The sequence below is a fragment of the Pseudomonas helvetica genome (assembly GCF_039908645.1).
Classification (GTDB): Bacteria; Pseudomonadota; Gammaproteobacteria; order Pseudomonadales; family Pseudomonadaceae; genus Aquipseudomonas; species Aquipseudomonas helvetica.
Genome location: NZ_CP150917.1, coordinates 4,028,589 through 4,041,924, shown reverse-complemented (window position 1 = coordinate 4,041,924; position 13,336 = coordinate 4,028,589). Strand labels below are relative to the sequence as shown.

The following is a 13,336-nucleotide window of genomic DNA, read 5'->3' as shown; positions in this document are numbered from 1 at the left end:
ATTCGTCTCGGCGAGTGGGGTGCCAAGTACCAGCTCTCAGGCCGGGTACAGGTTTTATTCACCGAACAACTTCTTCAATCGTTGAATGTCGTGCGATGCAAAAAACGCCTCTCGTTCCGGGTGCCACATCCAGCCTTCCCAAGGCAGGTTGAGGTGTCGAATGGCTTCGATTTCCCCATCTTCACTTCGCGCCAAGACCTCAAACCCTTTCGGGCAGTCGGCAAGGGCAAAACTGTGATAACTGTTCACCTCGGCAACAATCTGTCCCGACAACTTATGCCGGGTTCGCACATGACCTGTAACCGGTTTTAGTTCGCTGCCTTCCGAGTGCGCGATCATCTGCATTCCCCGGCAAATTCCGAGTACTGGCAAGTTGTGGGATCGTGCATGGTCAAGCAGTCTGCCTTCGGTCAGGTCGCGTGCCGAACACTGACCGATGTCATTTCCGCCCGAAAGAACGATGGCCTGTGGTGATACCGCGTTCAGCCAGTCATCCAGGGCACCGTGAATCACTTCTCCATCGGGTGTTTGCAGGTACAACCCGTTGGGTACCGGCACCGGTATAAATCCGGCAACCAGAAGCAAGGTGACCAGACGCTGATCCAGTGCATCACGGTTTTCGCCGCGTTCAGGAATTACGTCCACGCGCTGGCTGACGGCAACGACCTTCATGCCATCATCTCCACCCAGCGTCCGGGACAGTCCAGATGTAAGCGCTGAGCCGACGACCAGCGGCGGTAGAGCACTTCACCGGCACCGATGACCGCTGGCAGGCCGAGCTCACCGGCACGAATCGCCATGTGCGAGTTGGCGCCGCCCCACGCCGTTATCAACCCGGCAATCGGGTAGGCAAATAACCAATCAAAACCTGGGTCCGCATTGGGAATGCAGACAATCGCCCCGGCGAGCTTTTCCCGGTCATCGCTGAGCACCACGGGGGCTGTTACCTGCTTCTGGGTGATGAAGTTGGGTGCTGTTTCCGGCCACTCGAAGGACCAGACATCCTCAGGTCGGGTAATCACTGGTGGCAGCGATATCTTGAGGGTCTTTTCGTAGCGGGCCTTGCCCTGTTCAATGCTGCGCAAAAGCACATCTTTCGGGTCTGCTGCAGCAACGTGCAGCTCCTTTAAGGCACCGATGTCGCAATAGGCCATGTCTTCGCGTCCAATGCCATGCTGGGCGCCTACTTCAGCAATCAATGCCAGGGCATCCGAGAGATTGCGGGTGAAGTGGAACTTGGCCAGCTCGCGCAGTTCGATACCGGCTTGCATGAAGTCCAGCAAGCCAACTGGATCAGGCTCCAAGCCGTGTGCCTCCTGCTGCTTCACGATTTCGCGCATTTGTGGAAGGGTCAGCGAAAAGGGTTGTACTGGCTCTGGGGTGGATGGACGCTGGGTCCAGTCAAAGTAGAGTTCCGGTGCTTCATCGTAACGAGGCGAAAGGATGTCGTAGGTGCCCGGGCGCAAGTGTCCGTAGCGCGCGAGGAACGTCGCCTTGTCCAGTGTCGCCCGGTCACGTGCCAACTGGCCGCTGACGGTTGAGACCCCCCCCATGAAGCAATCGTAGTCAGCCTGCGAGAACACGCCCACCGTCACCAGCGATCTAAGCATCTGCACCGCGACGAAGCCTGCGCGGGCCAGGCCGGCGAATGGAAGGGTGCCGTAGCGTTTTGCATCCTCCAGCAACCAGTAAATCCGCTCCAACGGGTCGGCGTTGGAGGCCAGCAATTCTTCGCGTCGCGCATTTAGCATGTCGAGCTTATTGGCATCGGCGCGCCATAAGCCGTCCTTGGGATGAACGATGCGGTTGGTCAGCTTGCGCAAACTGGTGCTGATGGCCTCTAGCTCGTGCTCCAGGAAACCGGCACTGGCCAAGCGCTCCAGTCGCTGCGACAAATCCAATGTGTAGCACGAGAAAACAATCTCGAATTCCACCTTGTCGTGCAGCGTCGGTTCGGCCAGCAGTCGATCGATATAGTGATCGACCAGCCGCCCGGCCAGTCCCTCATCGAGGTCTGCAGGAATGAAGGAGTTGAACGACAAGCGCACATCGATGTACGGCAGCCCGAAGAAATGCGGCATCAGCGGGAAACTGCGTAAGTTGCGGTAGCCGTAATTGTGGCGCTGGTAGGCCCAGATTGAGTCGGTCACCAAATCCCGGTACAGCGAGAGCGCCAGCGGTTTGGGACGGATTCCGATAATCTCGGCCGGATTCCAGTCCGGCATTACGCCATAGACGGTACGCTGGCCAATCAGGAAGGGGTGCGGCTGCATGCCTCGCGCCACCTTGCGCTGAATACTTTCCAGCCGGGCGGCCTGCGTTGTTTCGGATTCCGGGCGTGATGGCAAAATCAATGGTCGGGCCTGTAACAGCCACAATACCTCGCCTTCTGCTTCGCGTGTGACAGCGAACTCGCAATCGATCGGCGCGCCATCGAACAACGCCAGCAACTCTTCGAGCAAGGCGATCAAGGGTGCGAATTTCGGTGGCGGCGGCACTTTGCTAAGTGCCGCCTGCTGCCAAAGTCGACCGCCCATGCCGCCGGTGACTGATGCCGTGTCACTGCCTTCCGACCAGTTCACAACCCGGTACGGCGCGCAGGTATTCGGGTCGTGGGAAAAGGCAACGCCGGAACGAACCACGTTACCCAGCATCGGTTGAATCAGTACCTCGTCTGCCAGGTGTACATCGCCATAACTTGCAATCACCTGTTCAACGGCTGATACCAATCCTGCTTCATTGACGCCAGGGATCGAGAGAAAGGCCCCTGCACAGGAAGCTTGCGCGCCATCTTCGCGCAGACAACTGGAGCGCACGATCCAGGGACCGGCCCCCAGCTGTCCCTGGATATCACGAAAACAGGCTTGCCCACCGATTTGCCAGTCCCTCACGGTGAACGACAACAGCGGAGCAATGCGAGCCGACTTGAGCCGCTCTTGTAGGCTGGCCAATGTGCCAGCCTTGGTAGAGAAATGCAGCGCCATCGGCATTATCTCAACTGAGCAACCCAGATATTGGTCGAGTACGGAATCTGGATCGAGGACGTCTGAAGGCTTTTCAGATAGTCATCGATTGCGCTGATCACCTCATGGAAATTCGCACCGGCTTGGCGCTCCAGCGTCGCGTGCGAACGCCAGGCTTCCAGACACTCTTCAATGCTTTGTTCGTGAATGACACGCGCATCAAGATGAACAACAGGGCCGAAAAGCGCACTGGCATCGATCACGGCAGTTTGATCTTCACGACGAGTACCGTAGCCATAACCCTGTACCCGTTCTTTGATGATGGCTTCGATGCGGGCCTGGATCGGATCATCAAGATGACGATGATTCCACATGCAGGCGAACCAGCCTCGAGGCTTGAGAATGCGCGCGGTTTCCTTGAGTGCCTGCTGGCGGTCGCAGACATTGAAGGAGCTACCAAAGGTGACCATGTCGAAAGCGTGCGACGTTTGTCCTGTGACTTCGCCCGTCCCTTCATGCCAGCTTACGTTGGCCAGGTCTGCGGTACGCTTGATGCCATTCGCGCGCATCGCATCATTAGGTTCCACCGCAACAACATCCAGACCACGCGCAGCCAGCATCATGGTCAGGTGTGCGACGCCTGCTCCGACATCGCAGAACTTGTCGCCTTTCTCGGCACCTGCAATCGAGAGCATCGCATCGATCGCGGCGTCAGCGTAGTCAGGACGTTTCAAATAAGCATCAGCCAGCGCGGTGTAATCCCATTCGGTTTTCATACCAACTTCCTTTTATAAAATCGATGTAGTAAATCATCTGTCAATGTTTGCACGGGGCGGTCAGGTTCGAACTCAATCACCCAGTCTGCCGCTGTCGGTTCATCAATCGATACATCGAGCCCCGCGACATTCTGCAACTCACCCGCATAGAACCGGCGATATATATCCTTGGGGTCCCGACGGCGGAGTTCCTCCACCGGCACCTTCAAGTAAACCTCGAAATAACCAGGCAGGTGGGTACGGTTCCAGGCATGAACTTCGCGGAACAGCGAAATCGTTGCAATCACCACCGTGAGCCCCTGCGCGGCAATCACTTTGCACAGGTGGGCGTATTGCATTGCCAACGCCAATCGCCCCTCGCGTCCATGGTTTTGTGAGTTAGCAACTGTAACGCCAAATACGTCGCGCAATTCATCGCCATCTAACATGACAACCGACTGGCCACGGCTTCGCAGTTCGGCAACGAACTCATGGGCCAAGGTTGATTTGCCAGCACCCGAAAGACCTGTAATCCATACTACCCGCCCGGTGCAATCATCTGTCATATCGACCTAGCTTGTTTTCAGTTTAGACGTGTTAATCAGCAGCGACTCATGATGGTTGCAGGACGCTTTCTTGATGGCTGATTTCGCTCTTGTCAATTTCTCCAAAAGAATCGATCGAACAGTAACGGAAATCAGACTCATGCTGTTTCTGAACCAGGTCTTGAAAAACTTCATTCGGGTGATGCAGGTCGCTGTATTCTTCTTCATGGAATTTCTGATACCTGAGAAAATGCTCATCAGGCGTAAGCGATTCGATTTCAATGGCTATTTCTTTAAGGCGGTCGCCACTATTGGCTATTGGCAGCAAACCACTCATTTGTTTCAGCCAGGCCTTGACGATAGGGTTGCTCTCGCTGGCTGCCGGAACATAATAGATTGGCAGTCTGCAGGTGTTCAGCATAAAGGAAACACCACCGCTCGAGGCGTCGGTAATGAGGGTGTCACAGCGTTGGTAGAATTCTTTACTGCTTTCTTTGGATTCATCAATTGAGATCCATTGGTACTGAGAAAGCAGTCCACACAACTCTTTTACATACGGCGCTTCAACGTCAGTCATGTACGGGCGTAAAATAAATGTCGCATGAGGAATAGTGGACTTGACCGAGTTGATAATGGTCTCCATATTTTCATATAGAGTAGCACCGCTCGGGCATATTCCTTTTTGGGTCGGCAGAAGACCTACGACATACTCATCGGCTGTTCGCAGATAGTCAGGGGGAAACCTGAAAGGCTCGGGGATTTTGACTGGCAGTGTAGATATTGCACTTGTTTTTCGAAGGTCCGAGCGCAATGATCTTCCTTCAAACACTTTACGCAGCGCGTGCCTGTCATGCCTGTAAAGCTGTAGACCTGCTTTAATCAGGTCAAAAAGCGATCGGGATGAAGAAACAATCGCGTCCCAATGTGATGTCCAATCGGAGCAATAGTATTTGTCGTCGATGGGCATGCCGACATTGCCATGCGCAATAAAAATGCCAAAATTTGACTCGTCCAGCAGTCGCCCAATCGAGGCGTCATTTGAGATGACTGTTTGCGATCTAAGCATTGCGATAAACGTCAGTTCCACCTCCTCAACCGGACTGTTGAGGATCTGTTCTGCTTCGTGCTTGCTGATACCGACAGTATTGGTCTGGAGTACTATGCAGTTGTACTTGTCGCGAAGAGCATTTAGCGCTGGCAGCAAGTATTCAAGGTATGTTTTTCCGCCATTATTGACGTTGCTGATCAAGTAAACGGTTTTCATGATAAAAGATGCACCTTCAATACTTCCCTAGGTAAAACCAGATTTAGACCATGTAAATGCACGAAAGCGGAGAAGCTTTTCGGTCTAACCCTGGCGCTTCTCCTTCAGCGCGTGTACACCCTTGTCGTGATGCAAATCAAACTAAAATCGTATCGGATTTTCTTGGAAAATTAACGACAGAACTTGATCTGTAAATGCGAAGGATTCTCCAATATACCACGCGATTGGCGGATTGCCATCATTTCGAGCGAGCATGATATGGCGCAGGACAGTAAGCTTATCGGCAGTGATCAAGCGGGCTTTACATCGGTAGTCGTTAATTTTGGTGATGCTTGACCACAACAACACCAACCTTCTCTCCGGACACGTCAGTTGCCATTCGCGGTGAGGATGTCGGTCCCCAGATGTGGTCGACAGTTGAGGTAGGCCGAGGCTTTCAGCCAGTGCTGGTCGGGATACCAGGAAAACATGAACTGGCCGTCCTTGAGTTTATCGATCACCTGGCGCGCCACTTGCGGGCGCACTGCCGGGCAACCCTGGCTGCGACCGATACGTCCCTGGCGTTCACTCCATAAGGGATTCACGTAGTCGGCCGCGTGAATCACGATGTCGCGATCACGTGCGCGGTCATTGAAGCCCGGTTCCAGACCGTCCATGCGCAGCGAGTAGCCGTGGCTGCCCTGATAGCTTTCCTGGGTGCGAAACAGGCCCAGACTGGACTGATAGCTGCCGACGCGATTGGAGAATTGCGTGGCGAAATTTTCCCCGGATTTTTGCCCATGGGCGACCAAGTCGCGCAGCACCAGGGACTTTTCGCGCAAATCGAAGATCCAAAGACGACGAGCCGTGGACGGTTGCGAATAGTCGATCACGGCCAGGCGCTCGGCCTGCTTCGCGCCACTGTTGACGGCGCATTGCATGGCGTTCAGGGCACTTTGCAGTGCTTGGGGATTGAGTTCCGGAGCGGCGTGCGCGAGGCTGTTATATAACGTTTGATCGTGGGTGTCGGCGGCGAATGCCGAACTGCACATTGCGCCCAGTGTCATAGCTGCCAGACAGTGTCGGCGTAAAAAGGTCAGCATGCGCAGAGAGTCCTGTTGTTATTGTTGGCTCCCGACCTCCTGTCGTTCCCTCGGCAGGCCTGTGCATACGCTGGCCTTGGTGCTTGCCGCACCTGCTGCAGAGGTTGACCGTCTACTTGACGGTCATGGAGTGGAGTGAAGCAGTTGATCAAAAAGCACGCATGTTACTTGAGCCTTTTCCTGCTCGCTGCGCCATTGGTCGCGACTGCCCAGAACGAGCTGGCTGATCACGACAGCCCATTGAAACTGGCGCTCACTCAATTGCCGGTCGATTGCCCGCGCCTGGCCGCGCACCTGAGTGCGTCGGCGCAAACGCTGTTGCAGGCTTTTTATCAGCAGCAGGACTATGTCCTGATCTGGACGGCCAACGGACGCTTGTCGGCCTTGCAGGCACAGGTGCAGCAGTTGGCCGATGACGGACTGGACCCGAAGCGCTACAGCCTGCCCACGGGTGCTGCCGAAGGGGATGCAGTGTGTGCCGATATCGGCATCAGTCAGCGTTATCTTCAAGCCCTGCAGGACCTGCGTTACGGCCGCTTGCGGCAATCGCGTTTCGAGCCGTTGTGGCATGCACAGGCAGTGCCGTACGACCGACCCGCCGAGGTGCTGGCCATCGCCGGGCCGGGTCTGCAAGACATGGCGACGGCTTTTCAACTGGCGCGTCCAAGCCTTGAGCAATACCAGAGCTTGCGCCGTGTTTATGCCCGACAGCGTCAGCAGCCGTTGCCCCATTGGCAGGTGCTCGCCAGTGGGCCCTTGTTGCAACCCGGCGCACAGGATGCGCGAGTACCTGAACTGGCGAAGCGACTCTTCAGCGAAGGCTATCTGGCCAACGTTTCCGCGGGTGTCGGCACGGTCTACAACAAGGAGCTGGTGAGCGCGCTGAAAAGCTTCCAGCTGAGCCATTCGCTGCAAGCGGATGGCGTGCTGGGGGAGGGCACCTTGACCGAGCTGAACGTCAGCCCGGCGCTGCGGCGCGAGCAGTTGCGGATCAACCTCGAGCGTTTTCGCTGGTTGGCGCAGGATCTGGAACCGAATGGTCTGCTGGTCAATGTGGCCGCAGCGACGTTGACCGTCTATCAGGGCGGTACGCCGGTCTGGCAGACACGCACCCAGGTGGGGCGTGCCGAGCGGCAGACCCCGCTGCTGAAGTCGTCGGTTACGCGCCTGACCCTGAACCCGACCTGGACCGTGCCGCCGACCATCATGCGTGAAGACAAGCTGCCGGAAATTCGCCGGGATCAGGCGTTCCTCGGTAAACAGAACCTGCAGGTGCTGGACAGTGACGGCCATCCGTTGGCGGTGGACGAGATCGACTGGGATAACCCCGGCAACATCCTCCTGCGCCAGGACGCGGGGCCGAAGAATCCGCTGGGGCAAATGGCGATCCGCTTCCCCAATCCGTTCGCCGTGTACCTGCACGACACCCCCAGCCAGGCGCTTTTCCAAAAGGCGCCGCGGGCGTTCAGTTCAGGCTGTGTGCGGGTCGAGCAGGCAATGCAGTTGCGCGATCTGTTGTTGAGTCCGGCTGAGCGTCAGCGGACCAATGAGTTGCTGGCGACGGGGCTGACCCACGAATTCAGGCTGGCTACGCCGGTGCCGATCCTGCTCAGTTACTGGACCGTGCAAGCCGACCGGCAAGGCCAGTTGCTGTATGCCCCGGATATTTATGGGCGGGATGCCGCATTGTCGGCCGCGCTCGGCGGCAAGTCCTGAGCGTTACTCGAACTCCAGTCGGGAGGTACAAGGCATGAACAATGGACCGCGTGAGCAGGGCGAACCGTTCAAGCGATTGTTTTTCGCGCTGCCCTGCGCCACGGCACAACGTCGAGCGATCGCCCAATGGCGAAGCGCTCTGCGGCTTACTAGCGGACGTCCGGTGCCAGCGGAAAATTTTCATCTGACGCTGATGTTTCTGGGGGCTGTGGCGGTGACGCAGATTCCGGATATCTGCGCGGCTGCCGCGCAAGTCAGAACGCCGGGCGAGCGCTTGACGGTCTCTCTCGACCAGTTGGATGCCTGGCGTCGTGCGGGTGTTTTGTTACTCGCGCCAACGCAGTCGTCGTTGCCGTTGCGTCAGCTGGTGTATGCCTTGCAGCAGGCGATGCTGCCGCTTGGGTTTGCCGACGCGCCTCGGGAATATCGTCCTCATTTGACCTTGATGCGTGACTTTCGGGAGCCTGTTCCGGAGTCTGAAACGCCCCCGGACTTTCATTTGAGTGCTGGGCATTTTGCGTTGTTCGAGTCGCATAAAGGCCGCTATCGGGCGCTGGCTGAATGGCCTCTGGTGTCGTAGGCTGCGATCTCTTGACCTTGGCGGCCTGGTAGCCGACCTATCTCTTGCGGATGTACACCAATCTACTGTGGGAGCCGGGCTTGCCCGCGATGGCGGCCTGACAGCCGACCAACCTCTCGCAGGTGTACATATCCATTGCTGCGGTAACGGCCACTTAGGGTTTCGCCTGACGGCGACTCACTTTTTTTACAAGCGCCTAAAAAAAGTAAGCAAAAAAAACGCTCGCCCCAAGCGTACGGCACCTCGCCTAGGCTCGGCGTACCCTCGCTACGGTGTCCATCAGGGGGCATCGCCTACGGTCTGCTTCGCGACGACCTCCTCTCGATGTGTTCGACTTCGTCGAACGGCGCTGCGCGCCCACCCCCTGATGAACACCTGCGCTCGGCCTCCCGATAGGGGCGGGTGGATCAAGATCAACAGCGGCAGGCGAGCTAACGCTCGGCCTGTTGAGTGGTGACGGCGAGCCGCTTCATTGTGGGCGGTTGATATTGATATCCGTAGCTGCCGAAGGTTCGGGCCGCGTTCGGACGATCTTTTGGAAGCAGGCATCAAACAATAGCGGGAGCGCGCGCTTGCTTGAACGATCCCACGTAGCCATTTGTCTGTAATGCATCAGCCTTGAATGCTCGTTGTCCGGTCAATTGGTTGTACACCTTGACCCTGCGGTGGCTATTCGCATAACCGCCCATCGCTGACACCGTCCCGCTTTGAATGTGGTCCAGATAACGGAATATCGTGCGTGGCGAAATGAAGCTGATCTTGTAGTTCAGCGCCGCCATTCGATCTTGCAGTTCGTAACCGGGATTGCGCCCATCCATTTGAAAGTGCAGGCCGTGTTGTTTAACCAGGCGCACGTTCCACAGGGTGCAGAAGCTTTTCAAGTGAACTTCCCTGAACGGTTTCGGTGTCTTGGCATTCAACCCCAGGGCCAGCAGGCTGCGCCGGGTGTAGTGCTTGAAAAACCGTGAAGTCAGGCGCCAGGCCGTTCGGGCCACACCTCGGTTTAGCTGTTCCAGGCAGCCGACCGCCGCCACTTCCTGCGGGCCAGCGCACAGGCTGAGCATCAGGCTGAACACGGCCGGGTCGTAAATGAACGTGTCGGTGTGCAACAAAAACAGGTACTCGGTTTCAACCTGCTCCAGGGCAAGATCCAAGGCCCGGCCATGAGCAAAACTCCCGGCTTCAGGGGCGTTGCTTTTGCGTTCGATCAGGTTGATCCAGTCGAGCGTGCGCAGGTATTCGCTGCTCGCATCGTTCGAATAGTTGTCCACCACAAATACCGGCACGCCAGCTGCTTGCACATGCTCGCGCAGCAGTTCCAGGCAGGTCCTGGTCAGTTCAAGCGATTTGTAGTTGACCAACACAATGCTGTAGTTGGCCTTGGTCGAAAGTGGGCGCGTCATAGGTTATTTAGCCTCGAATGCTGCCTGAACTTCAGGCGTGCGCTCATCCTAGAGAGGTCAATCTTTCGGCCTGTTCTCGGCGGGATAAATTTTTTGACAGGGTTGTTTCTGATCCGATAAACGCGGAGGCGGGGGAGCGGAGGGGATGGATCTATTTGCGAGAAGGCGAGGACAGGGCAATGAACCTGTCCTCGCTTGTTTCAAGGCATCACGTTGCGTAGCCGCCGAAGCTCAGCGCACCAGGCAGGGCTTTTTGTTATCGAACTTCCAGCCGGGAATCATGAACTGCATCGCCACGCTGTCGTCGCGCGCACCGAGGCCCATGCCTTTGTAGAGTTCGTGAGCCTTGGCCACCGCGTCCATGTCGATGTCGACGCCCAGGCCGGGCCTGGCTGGAACCTTGATGTGACCGTCGACAATTTGCAGTGGCTCCTGGGTCAGGCGTTGCCCGTCCTGCCAGATCCAGTGGGTGTCGATTGCGGTGATATCGCCGGGTGCAGCCGCCGCGACCTGGGTGAACATCGCCAGTGAAATGTCGAAGTGGTTGTTGGAGTGAGAACCCCAGGTCAGCCCCCACTCATGGCACATCTGCGCCACGCGTACCGAGCCTTGCATCGTCCAGAAGTGCGGATCGGCCAATGGAATGTCTACCGATTGCAACTGGATGGCATGGCCCATTTCGCGCCAGTCGGTGGCGATCATATTGGTCGCGGTTTTCAAACCTGTGGCGCGGCGGAATTCAGCCATGACTTCACGGCCCGAGTAACCGTTTTCTGCACCGCATGGGTCTTCGGCGTAAGCGAGAACATGATGCTGATCGCGGCACAAACGGATGGCTTCTTTAAGCGACCAGGCGCCATTCGGGTCAAGAGTGATACGTGCATCAGGAAAGCGCTCGGCCAAAGCAGTAACAGCTTCAATTTCTTCATCGCCGCGCAGCACACCGCCTTTGAGCTTGAAGTCGTTGAAACCGTATTTGGCCTTGGCGGCCTCGGCCAGGCGCACGACGGCTTCAGGCGTCATCGCCTGTTCGTGGCGCAAGCGGAACCAGTCATCCGCGTCGGGTTCGCTGCGATACGCCAGATCGGTCTGGTGACGGTCGCCAATGTAGAACAGATAGCCGAGCATCTTCACCGCATCGCGTTGCTGGCCTTCACCGAGCAAGGCCGCCACCGGAACTTCGAGGAACTGACCGAGCAAATCCAGCAAGGCCGCCTCCATGGCAGTCACCGCATGGATGGTGATGCGCAAGTCAAAGGTTTGCAGGCCACGACCGGCAGCATCGCGGGCAGCGAAAGCACTGCGCATGGCGTTGAGGATGCTTTGGTAGTTGCCGATCGGTTGCCCGACCACCAGGCTGCGGGCGTCTTCCAGCGTTTCACGAATGCGCTCGCCACCGGGGACTTCACCGACGCCGACGTTGCCGGCGCTGTCCTTGAGAATGACGATGTTGCGGGTGAAGAACGGGCCGTGGGCGCCGCTGAGGTTCATCAGCATGCTGTCATGGCCGGCAACCGGGATGACCTGAAGGCTGGTGATCAACGGGGCTTTGCCGGTGTGGTGCAGGTGTTCAGTGTTCATGTTCAGTTCCTGTCTTGTCAGTTCGAGCCAAGCGCCGATCAGTGCGATTTACCGAGCACGGGCTGGTGAATGTCCGTGTTGGCTGTGTCCGTTACCGTGGGTTTGGTCTTGGCGAAAAACACCAGCAGCGCAGCAATGATCGAGGTGCCTGCCAGGCCATACAGCCCGCCCTGAATGGAGCCGGTGGTTTGCTCCAGAAAGCCGAAGGTGGTGGGGGCGACGAAGCCGCCGAGGTTGCCGATGGAGTTGATCAGGGCGATGACTGCGGCAGCGATTCGGGCATCGAGGTAGCCCTGGGGAATCGGCCAGAACAGCGAAGAGGCTGACTTGAAACCGATCGCCGCAAAGCAGATGGCGATAAACGCAAAGATCGGCCCGCCTGTGGTCGACAGGAACATGCCCGCGGCGGCGATCAATAGCGCAGCCGCAACCCAGGCCTGCTGGAACTTGAACTTGCCCGACAGTGCGGCGAAGGCATACATGGCGACAATCGAAATCAGCCAGGGAATCGAGTTGTAGAAACCCACCTGAATGTCGCTGAGGTCGCCCATCTTCTTGATGATGCTGGGCAGCCAGAAGGTCGCGGCGTAGATCGTCAGCTGAATGCAGAAGTACAGCGCGCAAAACAGCATGATCTGACGGTCCTTGAGCAACTTGCCCAAGGTCGGCTTGACCGTGTGGGCGGCGTCGCGCTCACGTTGTTCGCGATCGATTTCGCCCACCAGAGCATCTTGCTCTTCGCGGCTCAGCCACTTGGCGTCATGCGGTTTGGAGTCCAGCCAGAACCAGACAAAGAAGCACAGGAACACCGACGCCATGCCTTCAATGATGTACATCCATTGCCAGCCATGCATGCCCAGACCGTTGATTTGCAGCAGCATGCCGGACAGCGGGCCGGAGATCAGCGAGGCGAATGCCGAGCCGCTGAGGAAGATCGCGATGGCTTTACCGCGCTCGACGCCGGGCAACCAGCGAGTGAAGTAGTAGATGACGCCAGGGAAGAACCCGGCTTCGGCCACACCCAGCAGAAAGCGCAAGATGTAGAAGTGGGTTTCGTTCTGGATGAAGGCCATCAGTGTGGCGGTGATGCCCCAGGTGAACATGATCCGGGTCAGCCAGAAACGCGCCCCGACTTTTTGCAGCAGTATGTTGGAGGGCACTTCGAACAGCGCATAACCAATGAAGAACAAACCGGCACCGAGCCCGTAAGCCGCGGCACCGATGCCAAGGTCATGTTCCATGTGGGTGCGGACGAAACCGATGTTGACGCGGTCGATGTAATTGACGATGAACATGATGACGAAGAGCGGGAGCACATGGCTCTTCACTTTCGAAATGGCGCGCGCCAGGACAGGATTGTCCGGCGAGACGGCAGGTGCAGCGCTTGAGTTGCTCACGGTTCATGACTCCCACTGATTATTGTTATGCGGGTGTGGTGCTGCAGCGT

11 protein-coding genes are annotated in these 13,336 nt (G+C 57.2%); 2 read left to right on the top strand and 9 right to left on the bottom strand.

Features of this window, described 5'->3' with window-relative positions; translation table 11 throughout:
* Positions 1–54: 54 nt before the first annotated feature.
* The 6 genes from AABM55_RS18760 to AABM55_RS18735 all read right to left on the bottom strand — a co-directional run bounded on the left by AABM55_RS18760 (position 55) and on the right by AABM55_RS18735 (position 6,609).
* Complete coding sequence (locus AABM55_RS18760) at positions 55–672, bottom strand: gamma-glutamyl-gamma-aminobutyrate hydrolase family protein (protein WP_347927285.1); 618 nt, start codon at positions 670–672, stop codon at positions 55–57.
* Positions 669–2,984, bottom strand: coding sequence for a PEP-utilizing enzyme (locus AABM55_RS18755; RefSeq protein ID WP_347927284.1), 2,316 nt, complete (start codon positions 2,982–2,984; stop codon positions 669–671). The genes AABM55_RS18760 and AABM55_RS18755 overlap by 4 nt, the downstream gene beginning before the upstream one ends.
* Positions 2,985–2,989: 5 nt before the next feature.
* On the bottom strand, positions 2,990–3,739 hold the full coding sequence (locus AABM55_RS18750; protein WP_347927283.1) for a methyltransferase domain-containing protein: 750 nt from the start codon (positions 3,737–3,739) through the stop codon (positions 2,990–2,992).
* The gene (locus AABM55_RS18745) at positions 3,736–4,284 is read right to left on the bottom strand and encodes an adenylyl-sulfate kinase (RefSeq protein WP_347927282.1); all 549 of its coding nucleotides are present in this window, start codon (positions 4,282–4,284) and stop codon (positions 3,736–3,738) included. Before AABM55_RS18745 ends, AABM55_RS18750 begins: the two co-directional genes overlap by 4 nt.
* Positions 4,285–4,330: 46 nt before the next feature.
* The gene (locus tag AABM55_RS18740; RefSeq protein WP_347927281.1) at positions 4,331–5,527 is read right to left on the bottom strand and encodes a hypothetical protein; all 1,197 of its coding nucleotides are present in this window, start codon (positions 5,525–5,527) and stop codon (positions 4,331–4,333) included.
* A 368-nt stretch (positions 5,528–5,895) separates the two neighbouring features.
* Complete coding sequence (locus AABM55_RS18735; RefSeq protein WP_347927280.1) at positions 5,896–6,609, bottom strand: murein L,D-transpeptidase catalytic domain family protein; 714 nt, start codon at positions 6,607–6,609, stop codon at positions 5,896–5,898.
* A gap of 144 nt (positions 6,610–6,753) precedes the next feature.
* On the opposite strand from AABM55_RS18735, the gene AABM55_RS18730 reads away from it, so the two are divergent.
* Positions 6,754–8,325 (top strand): L,D-transpeptidase family protein, encoded by a 1,572-nt coding sequence (locus tag AABM55_RS18730; RefSeq protein ID WP_347930059.1) that lies wholly within the window; start codon positions 6,754–6,756, stop codon positions 8,323–8,325.
* 34 nt (positions 8,326–8,359) lie between these two features.
* Positions 8,360–8,905 (top strand): RNA 2',3'-cyclic phosphodiesterase, encoded by a 546-nt coding sequence (gene thpR / locus AABM55_RS18725; RefSeq protein WP_347927279.1) that lies wholly within the window; start codon positions 8,360–8,362, stop codon positions 8,903–8,905.
* A gap of 548 nt (positions 8,906–9,453) precedes the next feature.
* Here thpR and AABM55_RS18720 read toward each other — a convergent pair.
* The 3 genes from AABM55_RS18720 to AABM55_RS18710 form a co-directional block, all read right to left on the bottom strand.
* Positions 9,454–10,308 (bottom strand): glycosyltransferase, encoded by an 855-nt coding sequence (locus tag AABM55_RS18720; protein ID WP_347927278.1) that lies wholly within the window; start codon positions 10,306–10,308, stop codon positions 9,454–9,456.
* Positions 10,309–10,539: 231 nt separating this feature from the next.
* Complete coding sequence (gene gudD / locus AABM55_RS18715) at positions 10,540–11,889, bottom strand: glucarate dehydratase (RefSeq protein ID WP_347927277.1); 1,350 nt, start codon at positions 11,887–11,889, stop codon at positions 10,540–10,542.
* A 38-nt stretch (positions 11,890–11,927) separates the two neighbouring features.
* Positions 11,928–13,286, bottom strand: a complete 1,359-nt coding sequence (locus tag AABM55_RS18710) for an MFS transporter (RefSeq protein WP_347927276.1) — start codon at positions 13,284–13,286, stop codon at positions 11,928–11,930.
* Positions 13,287–13,336: the final 50 nt, after the last annotated feature.

Bases quoted from the DNA above. Each gene is read 5' to 3' on its own strand.
- AABM55_RS18760 (WP_347927285.1), bottom strand. From the start codon at position 672: ATGAAGGTCGTTGCCGTCAGCCAGCGCGTGGACGTAATTCCTGAACGC.
- AABM55_RS18755 (WP_347927284.1), bottom strand. From the start codon at position 2,984: ATGGCGCTGCATTTCTCTACCAAGGCTGGCACATTGGCCAGCCTACAA.
- AABM55_RS18750 (WP_347927283.1), bottom strand. From the start codon at position 3,739: ATGAAAACCGAATGGGATTACACCGCGCTGGCTGATGCTTATTTGAAA.
- AABM55_RS18745 (WP_347927282.1), bottom strand. From the start codon at position 4,284: ATGACAGATGATTGCACCGGGCGGGTAGTATGGATTACAGGTCTTTCG.
- AABM55_RS18740 (WP_347927281.1), bottom strand. From the start codon at position 5,527: ATGAAAACCGTTTACTTGATCAGCAACGTCAATAATGGCGGAAAAACA.
- AABM55_RS18735 (WP_347927280.1), bottom strand. From the start codon at position 6,609: ATGCTGACCTTTTTACGCCGACACTGTCTGGCAGCTATGACACTGGGC.
- thpR (WP_347927279.1), top strand. From the start codon at position 8,360: ATGAACAATGGACCGCGTGAGCAGGGCGAACCGTTCAAGCGATTGTTT.
- AABM55_RS18720 (WP_347927278.1), bottom strand. From the start codon at position 10,308: ATGACGCGCCCACTTTCGACCAAGGCCAACTACAGCATTGTGTTGGTC.
- gudD (WP_347927277.1), bottom strand. From the start codon at position 11,889: ATGAACACTGAACACCTGCACCACACCGGCAAAGCCCCGTTGATCACC.